11 protein-coding genes are annotated in these 15,881 nt (G+C 59.9%); 2 read left to right on the forward strand and 9 right to left on the reverse strand.

The window, feature by feature from the left end; all coding sequences use genetic code 11:
• Positions 1-36: 36 nt before the first annotated feature.
• Positions 37-1,236, forward strand: coding sequence for a methyltransferase domain-containing protein (locus ACYQ11_RS00295; protein WP_459921732.1), 1,200 nt, complete (start codon positions 37-39; stop codon positions 1,234-1,236).
• 211 nt (positions 1,237-1,447) lie between these two features.
• Here the strand turns inward: ACYQ11_RS00295 and ACYQ11_RS00300 are convergent, their stop codons facing one another.
• The 7 genes from ACYQ11_RS00300 to ACYQ11_RS00330 all read right to left on the reverse strand — a co-directional run bounded on the left by ACYQ11_RS00300 (position 1,448) and on the right by ACYQ11_RS00330 (position 9,782).
• On the reverse strand, positions 1,448-1,948 hold the full coding sequence (locus ACYQ11_RS00300) for an FKBP-type peptidyl-prolyl cis-trans isomerase (RefSeq protein WP_459921733.1): 501 nt from the start codon (positions 1,946-1,948) through the stop codon (positions 1,448-1,450).
• 145 nt (positions 1,949-2,093) lie between these two features.
• The gene (locus ACYQ11_RS00305; protein WP_459921734.1) at positions 2,094-4,715 is read right to left on the reverse strand and encodes a GltB/FmdC/FwdC-like GXGXG domain-containing protein; all 2,622 of its coding nucleotides are present in this window, start codon (positions 4,713-4,715) and stop codon (positions 2,094-2,096) included.
• 23 nt (positions 4,716-4,738) lie between these two features.
• On the reverse strand, positions 4,739-6,289 hold the full coding sequence (locus tag ACYQ11_RS00310) for a glutamate synthase-related protein (protein ID WP_459921735.1): 1,551 nt from the start codon (positions 6,287-6,289) through the stop codon (positions 4,739-4,741).
• A gap of 36 nt (positions 6,290-6,325) precedes the next feature.
• Positions 6,326-7,729: a glutamate synthase-related protein gene (locus ACYQ11_RS00315; protein WP_459921736.1), complete on the reverse strand. Its 1,404-nt coding sequence runs from the start codon at positions 7,727-7,729 to the stop codon at positions 6,326-6,328.
• Positions 7,730-7,745: 16 nt separating this feature from the next.
• Positions 7,746-8,660: a methylenetetrahydrofolate reductase gene (locus tag ACYQ11_RS00320; RefSeq protein WP_459921737.1), complete on the reverse strand. Its 915-nt coding sequence runs from the start codon at positions 8,658-8,660 to the stop codon at positions 7,746-7,748.
• Positions 8,657-9,325 carry a methylenetetrahydrofolate reductase C-terminal domain-containing protein gene (locus ACYQ11_RS00325; protein ID WP_459921738.1) on the reverse strand — a complete coding sequence of 223 codons (669 nt, stop codon included), beginning with the start codon at positions 9,323-9,325 and terminating at the stop codon, positions 8,657-8,659. Before ACYQ11_RS00325 ends, ACYQ11_RS00320 begins: the two co-directional genes overlap by 4 nt.
• 61 nt (positions 9,326-9,386) lie before the next feature.
• The gene (locus ACYQ11_RS00330; RefSeq protein ID WP_459921739.1) at positions 9,387-9,782 is read right to left on the reverse strand and encodes a hydrogenase iron-sulfur subunit; all 396 of its coding nucleotides are present in this window, start codon (positions 9,780-9,782) and stop codon (positions 9,387-9,389) included.
• 717 nt (positions 9,783-10,499) lie between these two features.
• Between ACYQ11_RS00330 and ACYQ11_RS00335 the strand changes: the two genes are divergently transcribed.
• Positions 10,500-12,671: a glutamine synthetase III family protein gene (locus ACYQ11_RS00335; protein WP_459921740.1), complete on the forward strand. Its 2,172-nt coding sequence runs from the start codon at positions 10,500-10,502 to the stop codon at positions 12,669-12,671.
• Between the two features lie 93 nt (positions 12,672-12,764).
• Here ACYQ11_RS00335 and lon read toward each other — a convergent pair whose 3' ends face one another.
• Positions 12,765-15,200, reverse strand: coding sequence for an endopeptidase La (gene lon / locus ACYQ11_RS00340; protein ID WP_459921741.1), 2,436 nt, complete (start codon positions 15,198-15,200; stop codon positions 12,765-12,767).
• A gap of 63 nt (positions 15,201-15,263) precedes the next feature.
• A complete protein-coding gene (locus ACYQ11_RS00345) occupies positions 15,264-15,680 on the reverse strand; it encodes an Hsp20/alpha crystallin family protein (protein WP_459921742.1) in 417 nt (138 codons plus the stop codon).
• Positions 15,681-15,881 lie beyond the last annotated feature (201 nt).

The following is a 15,881-nucleotide window of genomic DNA, read 5'->3' on the forward strand; positions in this document are numbered from 1 at the left end:
CGACGAGTCCCGAAATGAAAGGAAAGGGGTTGACGGATGGATCTTGAACGACGGATGGCGGCGGTGAGGGCGTTTCTGGATGAGCTGGGAATCGGATCCGGCGCGGGCGTGGAGACGCCGGAGTACCGGCAGGCGCTGCATCGGGAAATAGCGGCGGTGACCGGCAGGCCCATCGGCCCGGCCGATCTGAGTGATCCCATGGGTAAGGCCATGGTCGATCTGTTTTTCACCAACCCCGCCATCGCCGGGAAATTTCTGGCGGCGGACCGGCCCCGGCTGACCCAGCTTCTGATGACCGTCACCGATCTGCCCGGCTTTCCCCGATACATTGAACAGGCTGCCGACGTGGGCGGCGGCCCAGGCATTGTCTGTTTGTGGCTGGCCCAACGGTATCCCGAGGCCCGGTTCACGGTTTTTGACCGGTCCGACAAGGCCCTTTCCGTGGGCCGGACCTGGGCCCGCACCCTTGGCCTTGCCAACGTACACTATCAAAAAGCCTCCTACGCCGATCTGGCCGGGTCGTCGACGCCGGAACGCTTCGACCTGGTCCTGGGTCTGGGGGCGTTGAACCTGTTGCTGAGCCCCGGAGACGGAAGGCCCCATCTGTGCGCCGCCGTCGATCCGTCGTCCTTTACGGGCCGTGAGCCGTTGAACGACTTCGTCGCCGCCTGCCGTCGCCTGCTTTCACCGGAGGGCCTGCTGTACTTTTCACAAGGCAGTTTCAGCGATCTGGGCCTTTTGGGTCTGTTTGACGCCCTGCGGTCCCAGGGCCTGGGTGTGGACTGGCGGTACAGCCACGCGGTGGGAGACGGAGAGGCGGCCGCCTTTTCCATCAAGGCCCTTCACCTGTTTGCCCGGACCGATCGGCCCACGGTGTTTTGCGATGCCAGGGACGATCTGGCCGTCCTGCTGTACGCCGCGAAAAATCCTCGTTTTTCCGACAAGATCGTGCTGGGTCACGGGGACTTCGAAGCCTGGCTGGGCCTCTTATCCGACGGCATCAAGCTGGCCGATATCAGAGCGCGTCAGGCCGACGGACGCATCGAGAGGTTCACCCTTTACGTGAAATCCGGCGTGCTTGGATTTTTTTCATCCCATTCAGGCGGGGGACGATCCGGTTTTATCCATAGCGCCGCCGCCTACGAATCCACCGTGGCCCGTCTCCGGGATATCGTGGACCACTATCGGAAACAGAACGTGACCCTCGACAGTATCGCCTGGCATCCTGCCGTGTGACGGCTTTGAAAAACGCCCGATGTCTGCGTTACGCGTCAGCCCTCGTCACAGCGGCGTACCCTTAGTACGCCTCATTCCTTACGGCTTCGCAAGCCTTGACCTCGAACGTTTTTCGAAGCCGCTACGCGTTTGGTGGATTGTGTTCAAAAAACCAAAAAAAACGGCGCGTTTCCATCGAAACGCGCCGCCTGATTGGTGAGAAACCGATTGTTTAACAGCCTCCGCACCCATCCGAATCACAGCTGCACCCGCAGCCGCAACCGTCGTGGGACTGGGTGGCCGTGTCGCTGATGCCCACCACCTCGATGTCGAAGGTCAGGGCTTCGCCGGCCAGGGGATGATTCAGGTCTACCACCACGGCCTCATCGGTCACTTCGACGATGTGGGCGGGAATCTGCTGTCCGTCCGGCGTGGTGAGCACGATGGTCTGGCCCTCCTCGGGATTCATTTCGGGCGGCACCTCGCTGCGGTCGAAGGCATGCATGTGATCGTCGTTCCGATCGCCGTAGGCCTCGCCGGGCTGGAGGGTGAAGGTCTTTTTCTCGTTGAGGGTCATGCCCAACAGGGCCGACTCAAACCCCCGAATAAGTTGCCCGGCACCCATCTTAATTTCCAGGGGTTCGCGACCTTCGCTGGAATCGAACACGTCCCCGTTGGCCAGGGTTCCTGTGTAGGCCACACTGACAAACAGGCCGTTTTCAACAATTTTCATGTACTTCTCCTTTTGGAAGAGATTGATAAGGCCCATAATATGTGCAGTGATCGGTTCCCTGTCAAGCCGGGTTGGAAAAATGGTCAGGGGCGTCCCGTGCCAGGGAAAAGGACCACCCGTTCGTTGGCCGGGTGGTCCTTTCCGGTCAGCTCGCTTTTTTGGCGGTCAGGGCGGCGTTGGCTGCCGCTTCGACCTTGATGTACACGTCGGCGTAGGATCGTTTTTGTCCGTCGACGGTCAGAAGATCCTCGTCGATGCGGATGTCGAACAGACGCTGGTTTTCTTGCAGATAAGGACGGATCAGGGCCCAGTCCGCCTCGGTGAGCGCGGCGAACCGTCCGCCGTTCAGCTGTTCGTCAACGATCCGGCGATGGGGATCGCGCATGTAGATGGCCCCGCCGGACGCCAGGGAAAACAGGTTGGAGCCGGGATAGGGCGTGGCCTGGGGCTTCAGAACGCCGAACTCGTCGTAGGCCATGCCGTTCAGGATCACGAATCCGCCGCCGTTTAAGGGATCACCGGCCATGAAGGATTCGGCCAGATAGTCCAGGCACGTCCCGTTGATCACCACCCGGGGGTGCCCCGTGGCGTTGATCAACGGGCGGCCCGCCGCATTGCCCAGCACGTAGACCTCCCCCCCCTTGGCCCCGTACATGAAGGTCTGACCCACGTCTCCGTGGATCACCAGTTTGCCGTTTTTCATGATCTGGCCGAGTTGGTCCTGGGCGTTGCCGTGAATGTGGAGGGTCAGCCCGTCGATGCCCGAGGCCGCATAATCGCCGGAGCTGTCGTACACATCGATTCTGACGTCATCGGTTTTCGGCCCGAAGCCGCAGCCGGTGAACCGCTGGCCCTTGTATCCGAAACAGATGAAGCGTTTCCAGCCCAGGGTGAAGGCCCGGTTCATCAGACGGGAATCACAGTCTGGCCCTTCGGGTTCAAAGTCCCGGGCATTGACGACCAGTACGGCTTCCTGGCCTTGCGGCGCCCGGATCGTGTCCCGGCTCTCCCAGTCGATCAAACGGTACAGGCTGTCGCCCGGGTCGGTCAGGCGGGGAAAGGCCATGAAGATCTGCGTCAGTGCGGTGCGGATACGGTCGGTCACCGAACCGGGTTTCTTGTGGCCCGTATCGAGTTTTCGATCGCTCAAAAAGGTCAGCAGATCGATGGCCCCTGCCGTGGCCGCGGGGCTTTGGCCGGACCCTTTGACCACCGCATCGAGAAAACAGCATAGGCTTTCAAAGCCCCAGCCGGTGATCCGGGACAGGCTAAAGGTTCTCAGGGCGTCCCTATTCGAGGCCAGATGGGCCTCAACCGCCGCAAGGATCTCCTCCCTGTCCGGGGCTTCGGGGAGCGGCCGGGTGAGATCCAAGTGTTTTCGGCCCGGGGCCAGGGTAATCCGCTCACCGAATTTGTTTTCGGTGGTCAGCACCTTGGACCCGTCTCCCCGGCCCGCATCCCTCAAGGTGAAGGTGAAGGCCCCGCCGTCGGTGGCGCTGCCCCCCCGGGCGTTCCAGTATTTATCCGCCACGGGACAGAACCTCGGGTCTTCCTTGGAAAGATTTTGCAAGGTGGCGTCGATGGCCTGTTTTTCCGAGCAGACCAGGCCGATTTGGACCTCATCCCTTTCGAGCAGGGCAAACACCTGGGGCCGCAGCATGGCCGTGTCCGTGATGCCGATCAGCTGGAGAAAATTCGCGTAAGGATCGTTCCGGGCGATGATGAAAAACCAGGGCCCGTCCGGCGATCCGGCGGTGTGCTGACTCTGGATGTGACGGTAGATGTGCTGCTTTTCCGGAGACAGGCTGTCGAAATCGTATTCCCCGGTGGGGGCGATGGCTTCGATGATGTACTCCAGGGGATAGCCGAAAATCCGGTTGTATAAATCCAGAAGATGGACGGAAACCTCGGTATCCGTGAGAAACTGGGGATGAATCTTGTACTGCTTCAGGTACTCGCTGACGGCGTGGTAGTTGGCGAAGTCGCCGTTGTGGACCAGGGCTTCGTGCATGCCCGAAAAGGGATGGGCCCCGCCGGGATGCCAGAGTCGTCCCCGGGTGGGGTAGCGCTGATGGGCGATCCAGCCGTGGGCCTTGACATCGTCCAGGCAGTAATACTGGGTGGCCTGTTCCGCATAGCCCACCACCTTGAGAATCATCAGATTCCGGCCGTGGCAGAGCACGAAGGCCTGTTTGTCGCCCAGGGAGGCGTAGTAGGTATGGTTGAGCATCCAGCTGTTTTGGCTGACGCATTCATCCTCGGCCCTGCGTGGATCCATGCCGGAAAGGCCGTGTTTGTCGATGAACGCCGACAGGACGTCGGGTTTCACCCGGACGAAATACCGGCAGACATCGGGCGGTTTCACCTCGAGGCCGATGGCGGTGTGATCGTCCAGGGTCGGTATCATGCCGCAGGTGTGGACATCGAAGACGGGGGTGATGAAGCGGCTCTCCAGGTCCTCCCTGATCGAGGGGTCGATCAGGGCCACCTGAAGCAGGTAGTGGTCGTCCAGGATCTCCCGGCTGACCCCCAGACTTTCGGCGGACAGGCCCACGGCCGCGATGCCGCCGCCCTTGCCGTTGCCCCGGTTGTGCATCTGAACCGAGGGTTCGTAAATATGGCGTCCGGCCACGGGGATGGAACACATGAAGCCGGTGACGCCACAGCCCCCTTCCTCGTCGCACTTGGCCGTGGGGGCTGCGATGTGGGGGAGATGGGCCCGGGACGCCAGAAGCCGGTCAATGATAGTGTGCTGGTTATTATTCATAATCGTTTCACCTTGTATTTGAATCAAAGAACGATACTGTGATCGGGCGCCGCCGGATAGGCGGCCCGTTCCCTGGCGTCCAGGTAGTCCAGATGGACCAGAAGGTCCGACCGGCCCACCAGTTCCCGGATGCTGGTCATGCCGAAGCTGCGGAGCAGGTCGCACCACTGTTTGCGCCAGGCCAGGTACATGTTGACGATGCGCTGCTCGCAGTATTCTTCCGTGGTCATGTAGCCCAGTTCAGGGTCCGTGGTGGCGATGCCCCGGGCGCAGCCCCTTCCGCTCTCGCAGTTGCTGCAGCGCACGCACTCCAGCGCCACGATTTCCGCCGTGCCGATGACCACGCCGTCGGCGCCCAGGGCGATGGCCTTGGCCACGTCCAAACCGTTTCGGATCCCGCCGCTGGCGATGAGGGTGATCTTGTCCCGGGCCCCTTCCTGAACGAGGAAGTTGTGGACCTTGGGAATGGCGTATTCGATGGGCATGGCGATGTTTTTCTTGGCGATGTCCGGTGCCGCGCCGGTGCCGCCGTAACTGCCGTCGATGTGAATGATGTGGGCGCCGGCGTAATAGGCGCCCACGGCCACCATGTCCACGTCGGTGGGGGTGGACACCTTGACCGACACCAGCACATTGTGATTGATCTCTTTCATCCAGTCCACGTGCTTCTTGTGATCTTCCACCGAATACACGCTGTGGAAGGGAAAGGGCGAGAACAGGGAGCTGCCCACCACGGTTTCACGCATGGCGGCCACGGCCTCGGTGACCTTCTCCCCGAGCAGGTGGCCGCCCAGACCGGGCTTGGCCCCCTGGGCGTACTTGAATTCCACCACCGGACAATGCTTGATGGTTTCCTCCCGAACGCCGAACAGGCCGGTGGCCACCTGGGTGATCACATGGTCCTTGTAGGGCAGAAATTCCGGCGGATAGCCGCCTTCGCCCGTGCAGGTCAGGGTGTTCAGGCGTTTGGCGGCCCGGGCCCGGCCCACGATGACGGGCAGGGCCGTGGACCCGTAACTCATGCCCCCGCCGTAGCAGGGAATGGAAATGGTCCTGCGCGGGCGGTCGTCGCCGGTTTTGTTGAGTTCGATGCTGGTGTCCATCACTGTATCGGGCACATCGATGGCAGCGGCCGGATCGGGCCGGCGGAACCTTATCTTGTCGAAGCCGCCCCCCGACGCGCCCAGATTGTACTCCAGGTCCACATGGGGCAGATCCCCGGTTTCGGCCATGGCGAAATGACCGAGCAGCATTTCGGCGGTCCAGCGGTAGTCTCCCAGGGTGTCGAGAAGCGGGTTGAGCTTGAGGGACAGGGCGTTTTGGGGGCACCGGCTGATGCAGTAGTGATCCGTGTCCCGGCAGGCGTGGCCGATGCATTTGTGGCTGACCGGCCGAAGGGGCTTGGCATAGTTCTCGTATCGCGGATGCACCCCATGGGGGCAGAGCCGGGCGCAGAGTCCGCAGGAAATGCAGTTCGCGTTGCGCCGGACCACATATTTTCCGATGGTGTTGCGAAACCGCGAGGGTGTTTCCACGGCCTCGGGGAGTTGAAACGCTTGTGTGTTTTCGGTCATAGGTCCTTCCTGTATTAAGTGACGTCCATGTCGACGTCAGGGTACTTTCCGTTCTCCGAAGATCGGGCCGAAACTTTCCCGTTCCAGATCCTCGAACCACATGGAGCGGCCCACCTCACCGCGCAGACGCCGGACTTCCCGAAGGCCCATGGCCCCGAGCACTTCCAGAATCTGATTTCGCCAGGCGGCCATCAGGTTCATGATCCGGGTTTTGCCGAACTCGGGGTCCACCTGATCGAGTTTGCCGCTGCACGAGAGACCCGACAGGCATCGTCCGCACAGGCGGCATTCCAGGGCCAGCAGCAGGGGGGCGTCGATGACCACGCCGTCGGCGCCGCAGATGATGGCCTTGACCACATGCTCGGCCATGGCGATCCCGCCGGAGAACAGAAGGTTTACTTTCAGACGGGCCCCATGGTCGACCAGGGCCAGATGGACGTCGCGGATGGCGTCTTTCAGGTGGCGGGGTTCATCCGCAGAGACGTCCTTCCCATGGTGGCTGCCGGCAAAATGAACCACATCCGCGCCCAGATCGGCCATGGCCGTGGCGATCATCGGCGCCCGGTCGTCTAAGGGTGCCCGGATTCCGATGACGGCGGCAGGGTTGATGAGCCTGATCGTCCGGATGGCATCGGCAAGCCCGTCACCGTAAGCGATTTCGACCATGGGACAGGCGGCGATCAGATCGCGATGCCGGTCCAGAGCGTCCACGGTAAGCCGGGGTGCCAGGCAGCCTGGCATGTCCTTCAATTCACCGGTGATCAGCGCGGGATCGATGATAAAAATCTGGCCGGTTGCCCGGGCCGCCCGGGCCATGGACAGACGCACGCATTCATCGGGAATCCCGTAATCGTCATGGAGCTGGAACATCATGGGATAGGGTATCTCCCGGATGACGGGCACGTCCACGGCCAGACTGCCGTCGTCATGGAAACGGAGCCCCTGGGGACGCCGGGTCAGTTCGATCATGGTGTTGATATACTCCCGGCCGTGGATGCCGTCCCGGGTGGGCCGGACGATTTCGCTCATGTCCGTCCACATGGCGTCGAAGCCTTCCCCGGAAAAGGGCCCCCGGTAACCGGCCCCGGACACGGGGATGGCGCCGGTGTGGGCCTGGTACCAGGTGCGGTTGATGATGGACGGCGTCCAGTAAGCATCCCCCAGGGTGCGGTATTCGGGATTGATCACCCGGGAAAAGATGCCCTTGGTGCATTCCTGGACGCAGCGGAAACAGCTGTTGCATGTGTACAGGTATTCGGGCTCGTCCATGGTGCTCATGTGCAGGTAATTGTCCGCGAAGATATTGTACACGCATTTTTTCTTCACGCATTCCCGGCAGCTTCCGGCGCAGTCTTCCCGGAATTCCACCGTGGCGTATCGACCCACGGGGTAAAGCCGGGGCGGCGCCGGACGGGTTGGGATGTGGTATTTTTTAGGCATAGAGTCCCCTCTGTGTTTAGTGTCTCAGTCCGGCGCCCCTGACGATCGGTCCGACCTGGTCTTCCCATTCGATGGCCATGATGTGAACCCCGTGGACCCCGTCCATCTCCTTGAGTTCCTGAATGGTTTCCATGCAGATCGCAAGACCCTCTTCGGCCTGTTTGTCCTTGGGAACCCCGGCCACCCGGTCGATGATCGCGTCGGGAATGTCCATGCCCGCCACCTTGTTTTTCATGTACCGGGCCATGCCCACGGTCTTGATGGGGGTGACCCCGCCCATGATGTAGACCTTTTCCGTCAGGCCCTCTTCCTTGCACAGGTGGATCCATTTGCGAAAGCGGTCCATGTTGTAGATGCACTGGGTCTGGATGAAATCCACGCCCGCGTCAATCTTCTTGGCCAGCCGAAGGACCCGGTATTCAAAGGGATCGGCAAAGGGGTTGGCCGCCGCGCCGATGAACATTTTGGGGGCCTCTTTGAGATCGAAGCCGCTCATGTCCCGGCCCAGATCCCGCATGTCCCGTACCGTGCGGATCAGGTTCATGCTGTCGATGTCGAACACGTTCATGGCGTCGGGCTGACTGCCGAAGCTCTGGTGGTCTCCGGACAGACAGAGGATGTTGCGGATGCCCAGGGAATAGGCACCCAGTATGTCCGACTGGACGGCAATGCGGTTCCGGTCCCGGCAGACCATCTGCATGACCGGTTCAAGCCCCATATCGAGAAGATGCTTGGACGCGGCAATGCTGGACATGCGCACGATGGCGGTCTGGTTGTCGGTGACGTTGACGGCGTCGACCCAGCCCCGGAGCAGGTCGCCCTTCCGGGTCATGACGCCCGTGTCGGCCCCCCTGGGGGGGCCGCATTCACCGGTGACGGCGAAGGTGCCGTTCAAAAAAGTCTGATGCAGTGTGCTGATGGCCTGTGTCATAGAATATGGTCCTCCCGTACGACGTTTCTCGGTCCGCCGGAAAGGCTGGTTTTCCAGTTTTTCGGCGGAATGTAGGTTCGAAGGTTGTTCATCTGGCCCAGAACGCCCAGACGGTCGATGATCAGCTGCCAGGCGCAGGGCAGGTCGGGATTGATTTCGCAGACGCCCCTCTGGGATCCCCCGCAGGGGCCGTTCAGCAGTTTTTTCGAGCAGCGGGTGACGGGGCAGATGCCGCCGAAAATCCCCAGCTCGCAGTGACCGCAGCCCGAGCATTCTTCGGTGAACACGCCCTGCCGTTCCTGGACGCCGAGAAAGGTCGTGTCAAGGCCGGGGTAAACGGGCACGGCGCCGAACCGCCGTGCCAGGGCCTGGACCCCGGCCCCGCAGGCCAGGGAGAGCACGGCGTCGTTTTCGGCAACGGCGGAAGCGGCCTCCCGGATAAATTCATTTTCGCACTGGCGCTCCACCGTTTTTTCGGCGATGCGGATGTCAAGGCCGTCCTGCCGGAAGGAAAGGCGCAGGGCCGAGGCCAGGGCGGCGGTTTCGTCCTCACCGCCGGCAAAGCAGGTCTTGACGCAGGTCCCGCAGCCGAGGATCAGGAGTTTTTGGTAGCCGGCCACCATGGCCTTGATTTCCTTTATGGGTTTTTGTTCACCAACAATCATGGGTGTCTCCCTGATAAAATAAAAGGTTGTCGATCATGAGCCTGTCTGTTGACGGCCGCGTTCAGGCGGCGGCCGGGTTTTGGGTCAAAGGACGGACGGTGCGGGAGATCTCGTCGAGAATACCGCTGAGGGCCCCGTCCTCCCGTGATGTCATGGTGTGCAGGCTGAGCCGGAAACCGCCCAGGCCGATGTCGTCGAGCACCTGCCGTGTCCGGTCGATCCGTCGTGACGCCCGGGTGCTGCCTTCCATGTACCGGCAGGCCTCGCCGGGACAGACCAGCACGGCCACGGCATCGGCCCCGGCCTCGAAGGCCTTGAGAAGAAAAACCTCGGTAATCATGCCCGAACAGGGCATTTTGATCAGCCGGACCGTTCGCGTTTCCGTGTCGAGAACGGTGTTTTCTCTGAATGCGTTGATGCAGTGAAACACGGTGATCCGGGTGTTTGTTTTTTCCATGAGCCTCATCCCCATTCATGTTTGGGTTTACAAAACAAAAAGGCGCCATACCCTTGACGTGAAGGGCAAGACGCCTTTGTCCATTGGCGATCCGCCCACGGCCATGTGCGCGGATCTCCATAAAAAAAAGGCGCCAATACCCCAAAAGAGGGGGATCGACGCCTTTGTCCTTGTTTGATTCATCCGCACACCGTTGTGCGGCGTGATCATCGTTTTTTTGTTCCCTTGTCGTATCCGGTGTTTGAAGTCCTGTCAACCTTTTTTTGATAATGACAAATTTGAAAGCCTTGGGGCGTAAGGCAACAAATTTATCCGGAAATCGGACTCGGACGAATCCTGCGCAGGTCTTGCGGTGCCGCCCTCGAGCCCTGGAGCGGGCTTGCGGCACATGCGTCTGCCCGGCGGCGGCGGATCTTTTTGCTTGACGCTCCCGGTAAAATCTGACAGCAATGAAGGCAACCGGCCCCATCGCCCCATCGTCCGTCTGACCTTGGGCGGAGAACGACAAAAATGTTGTCGATTGGACGGTATAATCTACAAATTTGTCATTCACGCGGTCCCGCCGCCGTTGGATCGAAATGGTCTAACTTCTTTTTTTTCAAAGGTTTTATATCGAATCTATCGATGGCACAGCGATTGCATTTTATTTTTGTCACATGACACGAAACGTTTTTTCACTTTATTATAAGGGAACCATCCAAGCAGGAGACAAACCACATGAATGCACGATCAAAGGCCGTTTCGGCCATCAATCAACGCCCGCCCGTCGAGACAACCATCAACTACAAGGAGGTCTGTTCCATTGACCGGTTCGGGGCCAATGTATTCAGCATGTCAGTGATGAAGAAACGGCTGCCCAAGGACATTTTCAAGGCGGTGAAAAACACCGTGGAAAATTTCACCCGCCTGGACCCCGAGATCGCCAATGTGGTGGCCAACGCCATGAAAGACTGGGCCATCGAGCGGGGCGCCACCCACTATGCCCATGTGTTTTTCCCCCTGACCGGCGCCACGGCGGAAAAGCATGACAGTTTTCTGGTACCCGATCTTTCCGGCAACGCCATCGCCGAGTTTTCCGGAAAGACCCTGATTCAGGGCGAACCGGACGCCTCGAGTTTTCCCAACGGGGGACTTCGCCAGACCTTTGAAGCCCGGGGCTACACCGCCTGGGACGTGACCAGTCCGGCTTATATTATGGAAAACCCCAACGGGGCCACCCTGTGCATTCCCACGGCCTTCCTGTCCTGGACCGGCGAGGCTCTGGACAAGAAAACGCCGATTCTCCGCTCCATGCAGGCCCTGAACGTCCAGGCCCAGCGGATTTTGAAGCTGTTCGGCGACAATTCCAACAAAATGGTGTCCTCGACCTGTGGCGCCGAGCAGGAATACTTCCTGATCGACAAGCTGCTGGTGGGCCTCCGGCCCGACATTCAGGTGGCCGGACGGTCGCTGTTCGGCGCTCCGGCCCCCAAGGGTCAGGAATTTGAAGACCATTATTTCGGCGCCATTCCCGATCGCGTGATCGCCTTCATGTTCGATGTTGAGCGGGAGCTTTACAAGCTGGGCATTCCGGTCAAGACCCGTCACAACGAGGTGGCCCCGGGCCAGTTCGAAATCGCGCCGATCTTCGAGACGGCCAACCTGGCCACCGACCATCAGCAGCTGATCATGGTCACCCTGAAAAAAATGGCCAAACAATACGGCATGGAATGCCTGCTTCACGAGAAACCCTTTGCCGGGGTCAACGGGTCGGGCAAGCATGTGAACTATTCCTTTGGCAACGAAAGCCAGGGCAACCTGCTCGATCCCGGGGAAACTCCCCATGAGAACGCCCAGTTCCTGGTCTTCTGCGCCGCCGTCATCCGGGGCGTCCACAAATACAACAAGCTGCTGCGGGCCGTGGTGGCCACGGCGGGAAACGATCACCGTCTGGGCGCCAACGAGGCTCCTCCGGCGATCATTTCGATCTTCCTGGGGGACCAGTTGGCCGACGTGTTCGAACAGATCAAGAAAGGCGGCGCCAAGTCTTCCAAAAAAGCCGGTGTGATGAACATCGGTGTGGATGCCCTGCCCCCGCTGCCCATGGATGCCGGGGACCGGAACCGGACCAGCCCCTTTGCCTTCACGGGCAACCGGTTTGAATTCCGCGCCGTGGGTGCCGATCAGAGCGTGTCAGGTCCCCTGGTGGCCATGAACACGATTTTTGCCGACTCCATCGATTACATCGCCACGGAACTTGAGAAAGCCACCGGCGGTGATGCGTCCAAACTCAATGCCGCCGTTCAGGATCTGCTCAAGAAGATCATCGACGAGCACGGGGCCATCATTTTCAACGGGGACAACTACACGGAAGAATGGCACAAGGAAGCGGAGAAGCGGGGGCTGCCCAACATGAAAACCACCCCCGAAGCCCTGCCGGTGCTGATCGACAAGGATGTGGTGGCGCTGTTTGAAAAATACGGCGTTCTGTCATCGGTGGAACTGCACAGCCGGTATGAAATTTATGTGGAACAGTACGTCAAGAAAATCGCCGTGGAAGCCAAGACCACGGTGGAGATGGCCGATACCGTCATCTACCCGGCCGCGGTCAGGTACCAGAAGGAGCTGGCCGACGCCTGTCTCGCCATGAAGGAACTGGGGATCGAGGCCGACACCGACACGTTGAAAAGCCTGACGGCCGGGATCAAGGATCTCACAGCGAAGGTGGCCAAGCTGAACAAGGCCATGGCTCACAAAAGCGCAGGCCATCTGGACGAAGCCCGGCACTGCTGCGGCAAAATCATTCCGGCCATGAATGCGGTGCGTGAGGCCGCCGACAAGCTGGAAGCCATGGTGGCCGATGACCTCTGGCCCCTGCCGACCTATCAGGAAATGCTGTTTCTGAAATAACCCCGCCTCCGTTTTGCCGACCACAGCGGTCAAACGGAACGGCCCGGTTCCCCTGGGGGACCGGGCCGTTTTTTTTCTCTCAGGATAAAGACCTTAGTTTTTCTTCCGCCGATCGATCCGGGCCGTCCGTTTGTCCTGATCGACATCCCGGTCCTGGACCCGACGTTCGACCTTGCGGGTTCGCCGCTCGAAGGCATACTCCAGAACTTCCCGCATGGTTTCCACAAAATGGAACTGAATGGATTTGACCACCTTGCCGGGAATGTCTTCCAGGTCCTTTTCGTTCCATCGCGGAAGGATGATGGTGCGGATGCCCGCCCGGTGGGCCGCGATGACTTTTTCCTTGACCCCGCCCACGGCCAGGACCTGACCCCGCAGGGTGATTTCACCGGTCATGGCCAGATTCTTGCGGACCACCATGCCGGTCAGCACCGAGGTCAGGGCCGTGAGCATGGTCACCCCGGCCGAGGGGCCGTCTTTGGGAATGGCTCCGGAAGGCACATGGATGTGCAGATCCACGGAATTGAACACCTCGTCGTTGATGCCGATTTTCGACGCGTTGGTCCTTATGAACGACAAGGCCGTGCTGGCCGATTCCTTCATCACGCTGCCCAGCTGACCGGTGAGCATCAGGCCCTTGTTGCCTTTCATGGCCGTGGCCTCGATAAAAAGAATCTCTCCGCCGGCCGGGGTCCAGGCCAGGCCCATGACGACGCCGGGAATGGTGGCCCGGGAACTGACCTCTGAGGAGTAGCGGACCTGACCGAGAAACTTGGACACGTTGGTCACCTTGACTTCCACGGAGGCGGCCTCCTCCTGGGCGATCAGGCTGGCGGCCCCCCGGCAGACGCCGGCAATTTCCCGCTCAAGGTTTCGCAGGCCCGCTTCCCGGGTATAGCCGGAAATGATCATGCGCACCGCCCCCTTGGTGATACTGAACTGATTGGCCTTGAGCCCGTTGGCCCGGCGCTGCTTGGGGATCAGGTATCGGTAGGCGATCTTGATTTTCTCTTCCTCGGTATAGCCGGCAAGGTCGAGCACCTCCAGCCGGTCCAGAAGGGCCGGGGGAATGGTGTGCAGCACGTTGGCCGTGGTGATGAACATCACGTTCGACAGATCGAAGGGCACATCGAGGTAGTGGTCGGAAAAGGAAAAATTCTGTTCGGGATCCAGCACCTCCAGGAGGGCCGAGGACGGATCGCCCTGGAAGCTGTTGCCCACCTTGTCGATTTCATCGAACACGATGATGGGGTTGTTGGTGCCGGCCCGGCGGATTCCCTGGATGATCCGGCCGGGAAGAGCCCCCACATAGGTCCGCCGGTGGCCCCGTATTTCCGCTTCGTCCCGCATGCCCCCGAGGGCGATGCGAACGAACTTCCGGCCCAGGGCCTTGGCGATGGACTGGCCCAGGGAGGTCTTGCCGGTGCCCGGAGGCCCGGCGAAGCAGAGGATGGGGCCCTTGGAATCGGGCTTGAGTTTCCGCACCGCCAGGTATTCGATGATGCGCTTTTTGGCCTTTTTCAGGCCGAAATGATCTTCATCGAGAATTTTCTTGGCCTTGGCGATGTCCAGGTTGTCCTCGGTGGAAACCGCCCAGGGCAGGGAGGTCAGCCAGTCCAGATAGGTGGAGGACACGGTGTATTCCGATGAAGACGGATGCATGCGGGACAAGCGTTTCAGCTCCCGTTCCGCTTCCCGCCGGGCCTCTTCGGGCAGGTCGTTTTCAACGATCTTCGTCCGGTATTCCTGGATTTCCGAACTGTTTTCCCCGGTCTCGCCCAGTTCTTCCTGGATGGCCTTCATCTGCTGGCGCAAAAAGTACTCTTTTTGCTTGTTGTTCATGTCCTCCTTGACCTGGGTCTGGATTTTCGACCCGATTTCAAGGATCTCGAGCTGGTAGTTGACGATCTCCGTAACTTTTTTCAATCGCTTTTTCACGTTCTGGAGTTCGAGGACGGTCTGCTTGTCTTCCAGGCTGGAATTGACGGTGGAGGTGATCATGTCCGCCAGGGTGCCCGGGTCGGGAATGGCCGCCGCCATCTCCCCGATTTCCGGCGGCAGAGCCGGAGACAGCTTGACGATTTTCTGGTAATGGCTGACCAGATTGGTGACCAGGGCCTGGGTTTCCTTGTCCTCGGTCAGCAGATCGGGCATGGGGTCCACCCGGGCGGTCAGATAGGGACTGTCGCTCAGAAACTCATCGATTCGGAAGCGGCCGAGGCCCTGGACCATCAGCTGGACGCGGTTGTCCTCGCCTTTGGCCATTTTGAGAATCATGGCCAGGGTGCCCACGGTGTGCAGGTCGTCGGTGGAATATTCCATATCGGCGCTGGGTTTCCGGGACAAAAGAAGCCCGATGATGCGATCCCCGGCCATGGCGTCGTCAATCAGGCGAAGGGCGGACTTGTGGCGCACCACCAGGGGCAGAACCATTTTGGGGAAAAGGGCCACGTCAAAGACGGGAAGAATCGACAAGGTGTCCGGAATGGTTTCCGGTAAAAACTCCGTGGAGTCAAAAGGCTCTGTCATATAATACCCTCCGAAAGCAGAAGAAGTCTGAGGTGAATGCGTGAAATCGTGCCGGAACCGGGTCTATGCCGTCGCCGCTTTCCCCAGATTGATCTGGAGAAACCCGTTCGCATAGGATGCGGTGACCTTGTTCGTATCGATGGGGCAGGGGAGAAACAGCACCCGTTCAAAGGCCCCGTACTGGATTTCGGCCAGCCGGTAGGTGGCCTTTTCCTTTGGCGGATTCCCGGAGCGTTTGCCCAGAAGCTTGATGGCCTTGTTGCTGATTTCGATTTCCATGTTTTCCTTCTCCACCCCGGCCATGGTCACCTGGATCACGATGTCCTCGTCGGTTTCATAGATGTCCACCTGGGGTTTCCAGCTGGATTTTTCCAGGCGGAACATGGGGTTCAAAGACTGGAACATGTCTTCGATCGATTTTTCGGATTTCAACCGGCAATGATCGAAATCATCGCCAAACCTGATTTTGATATAATCCATCAACGGCTCCTGCTGATGAGTGACAACGTGATGTTTGCGGAGTGAAAACCTAAGGATAACGTCAAGAACTGTCCGATCAAAATAGCACCGCGCCCTCTTTTTGTAAAGATTTAGATCCGGCGAATCTTTTTTAGAGGCCGGCGGTCTTTGGCCGCCGGCCGGCTCAAAGGCGTTGCAATCTCGTCGCAAATATGCTTAGTA

Source organism: Desulfatiferula olefinivorans (assembly GCF_054657895.1).

Bases quoted from the DNA above. Each gene is read 5' to 3' on its own strand.
- ACYQ11_RS00300 (WP_459921733.1), bottom strand. From the start codon at position 1,948: ATGAAAATTGTTGAAAACGGCCTGTTTGTCAGTGTGGCCTACACAGGA.
- ACYQ11_RS00335 (WP_459921740.1), top strand. From the start codon at position 10,500: ATGAATGCACGATCAAAGGCCGTTTCGGCCATCAATCAACGCCCGCCC.
- ACYQ11_RS00330 (WP_459921739.1), bottom strand. From the start codon at position 9,782: ATGGAAAAAACAAACACCCGGATCACCGTGTTTCACTGCATCAACGCA.
- ACYQ11_RS00295 (WP_459921732.1), top strand. From the start codon at position 37: ATGGATCTTGAACGACGGATGGCGGCGGTGAGGGCGTTTCTGGATGAG.
- ACYQ11_RS00320 (WP_459921737.1), bottom strand. From the start codon at position 8,660: ATGACACAGGCCATCAGCACACTGCATCAGACTTTTTTGAACGGCACC.
- ACYQ11_RS00315 (WP_459921736.1), bottom strand. From the start codon at position 7,729: ATGCCTAAAAAATACCACATCCCAACCCGTCCGGCGCCGCCCCGGCTT.
- lon (WP_459921741.1), bottom strand. From the start codon at position 15,200: ATGACAGAGCCTTTTGACTCCACGGAGTTTTTACCGGAAACCATTCCG.
- ACYQ11_RS00305 (WP_459921734.1), bottom strand. From the start codon at position 4,715: ATGAATAATAACCAGCACACTATCATTGACCGGCTTCTGGCGTCCCGG.
- ACYQ11_RS00325 (WP_459921738.1), bottom strand. From the start codon at position 9,325: ATGATTGTTGGTGAACAAAAACCCATAAAGGAAATCAAGGCCATGGTG.
- ACYQ11_RS00345 (WP_459921742.1), bottom strand. From the start codon at position 15,680: ATGGATTATATCAAAATCAGGTTTGGCGATGATTTCGATCATTGCCGG.
- ACYQ11_RS00310 (WP_459921735.1), bottom strand. From the start codon at position 6,289: ATGACCGAAAACACACAAGCGTTTCAACTCCCCGAGGCCGTGGAAACA.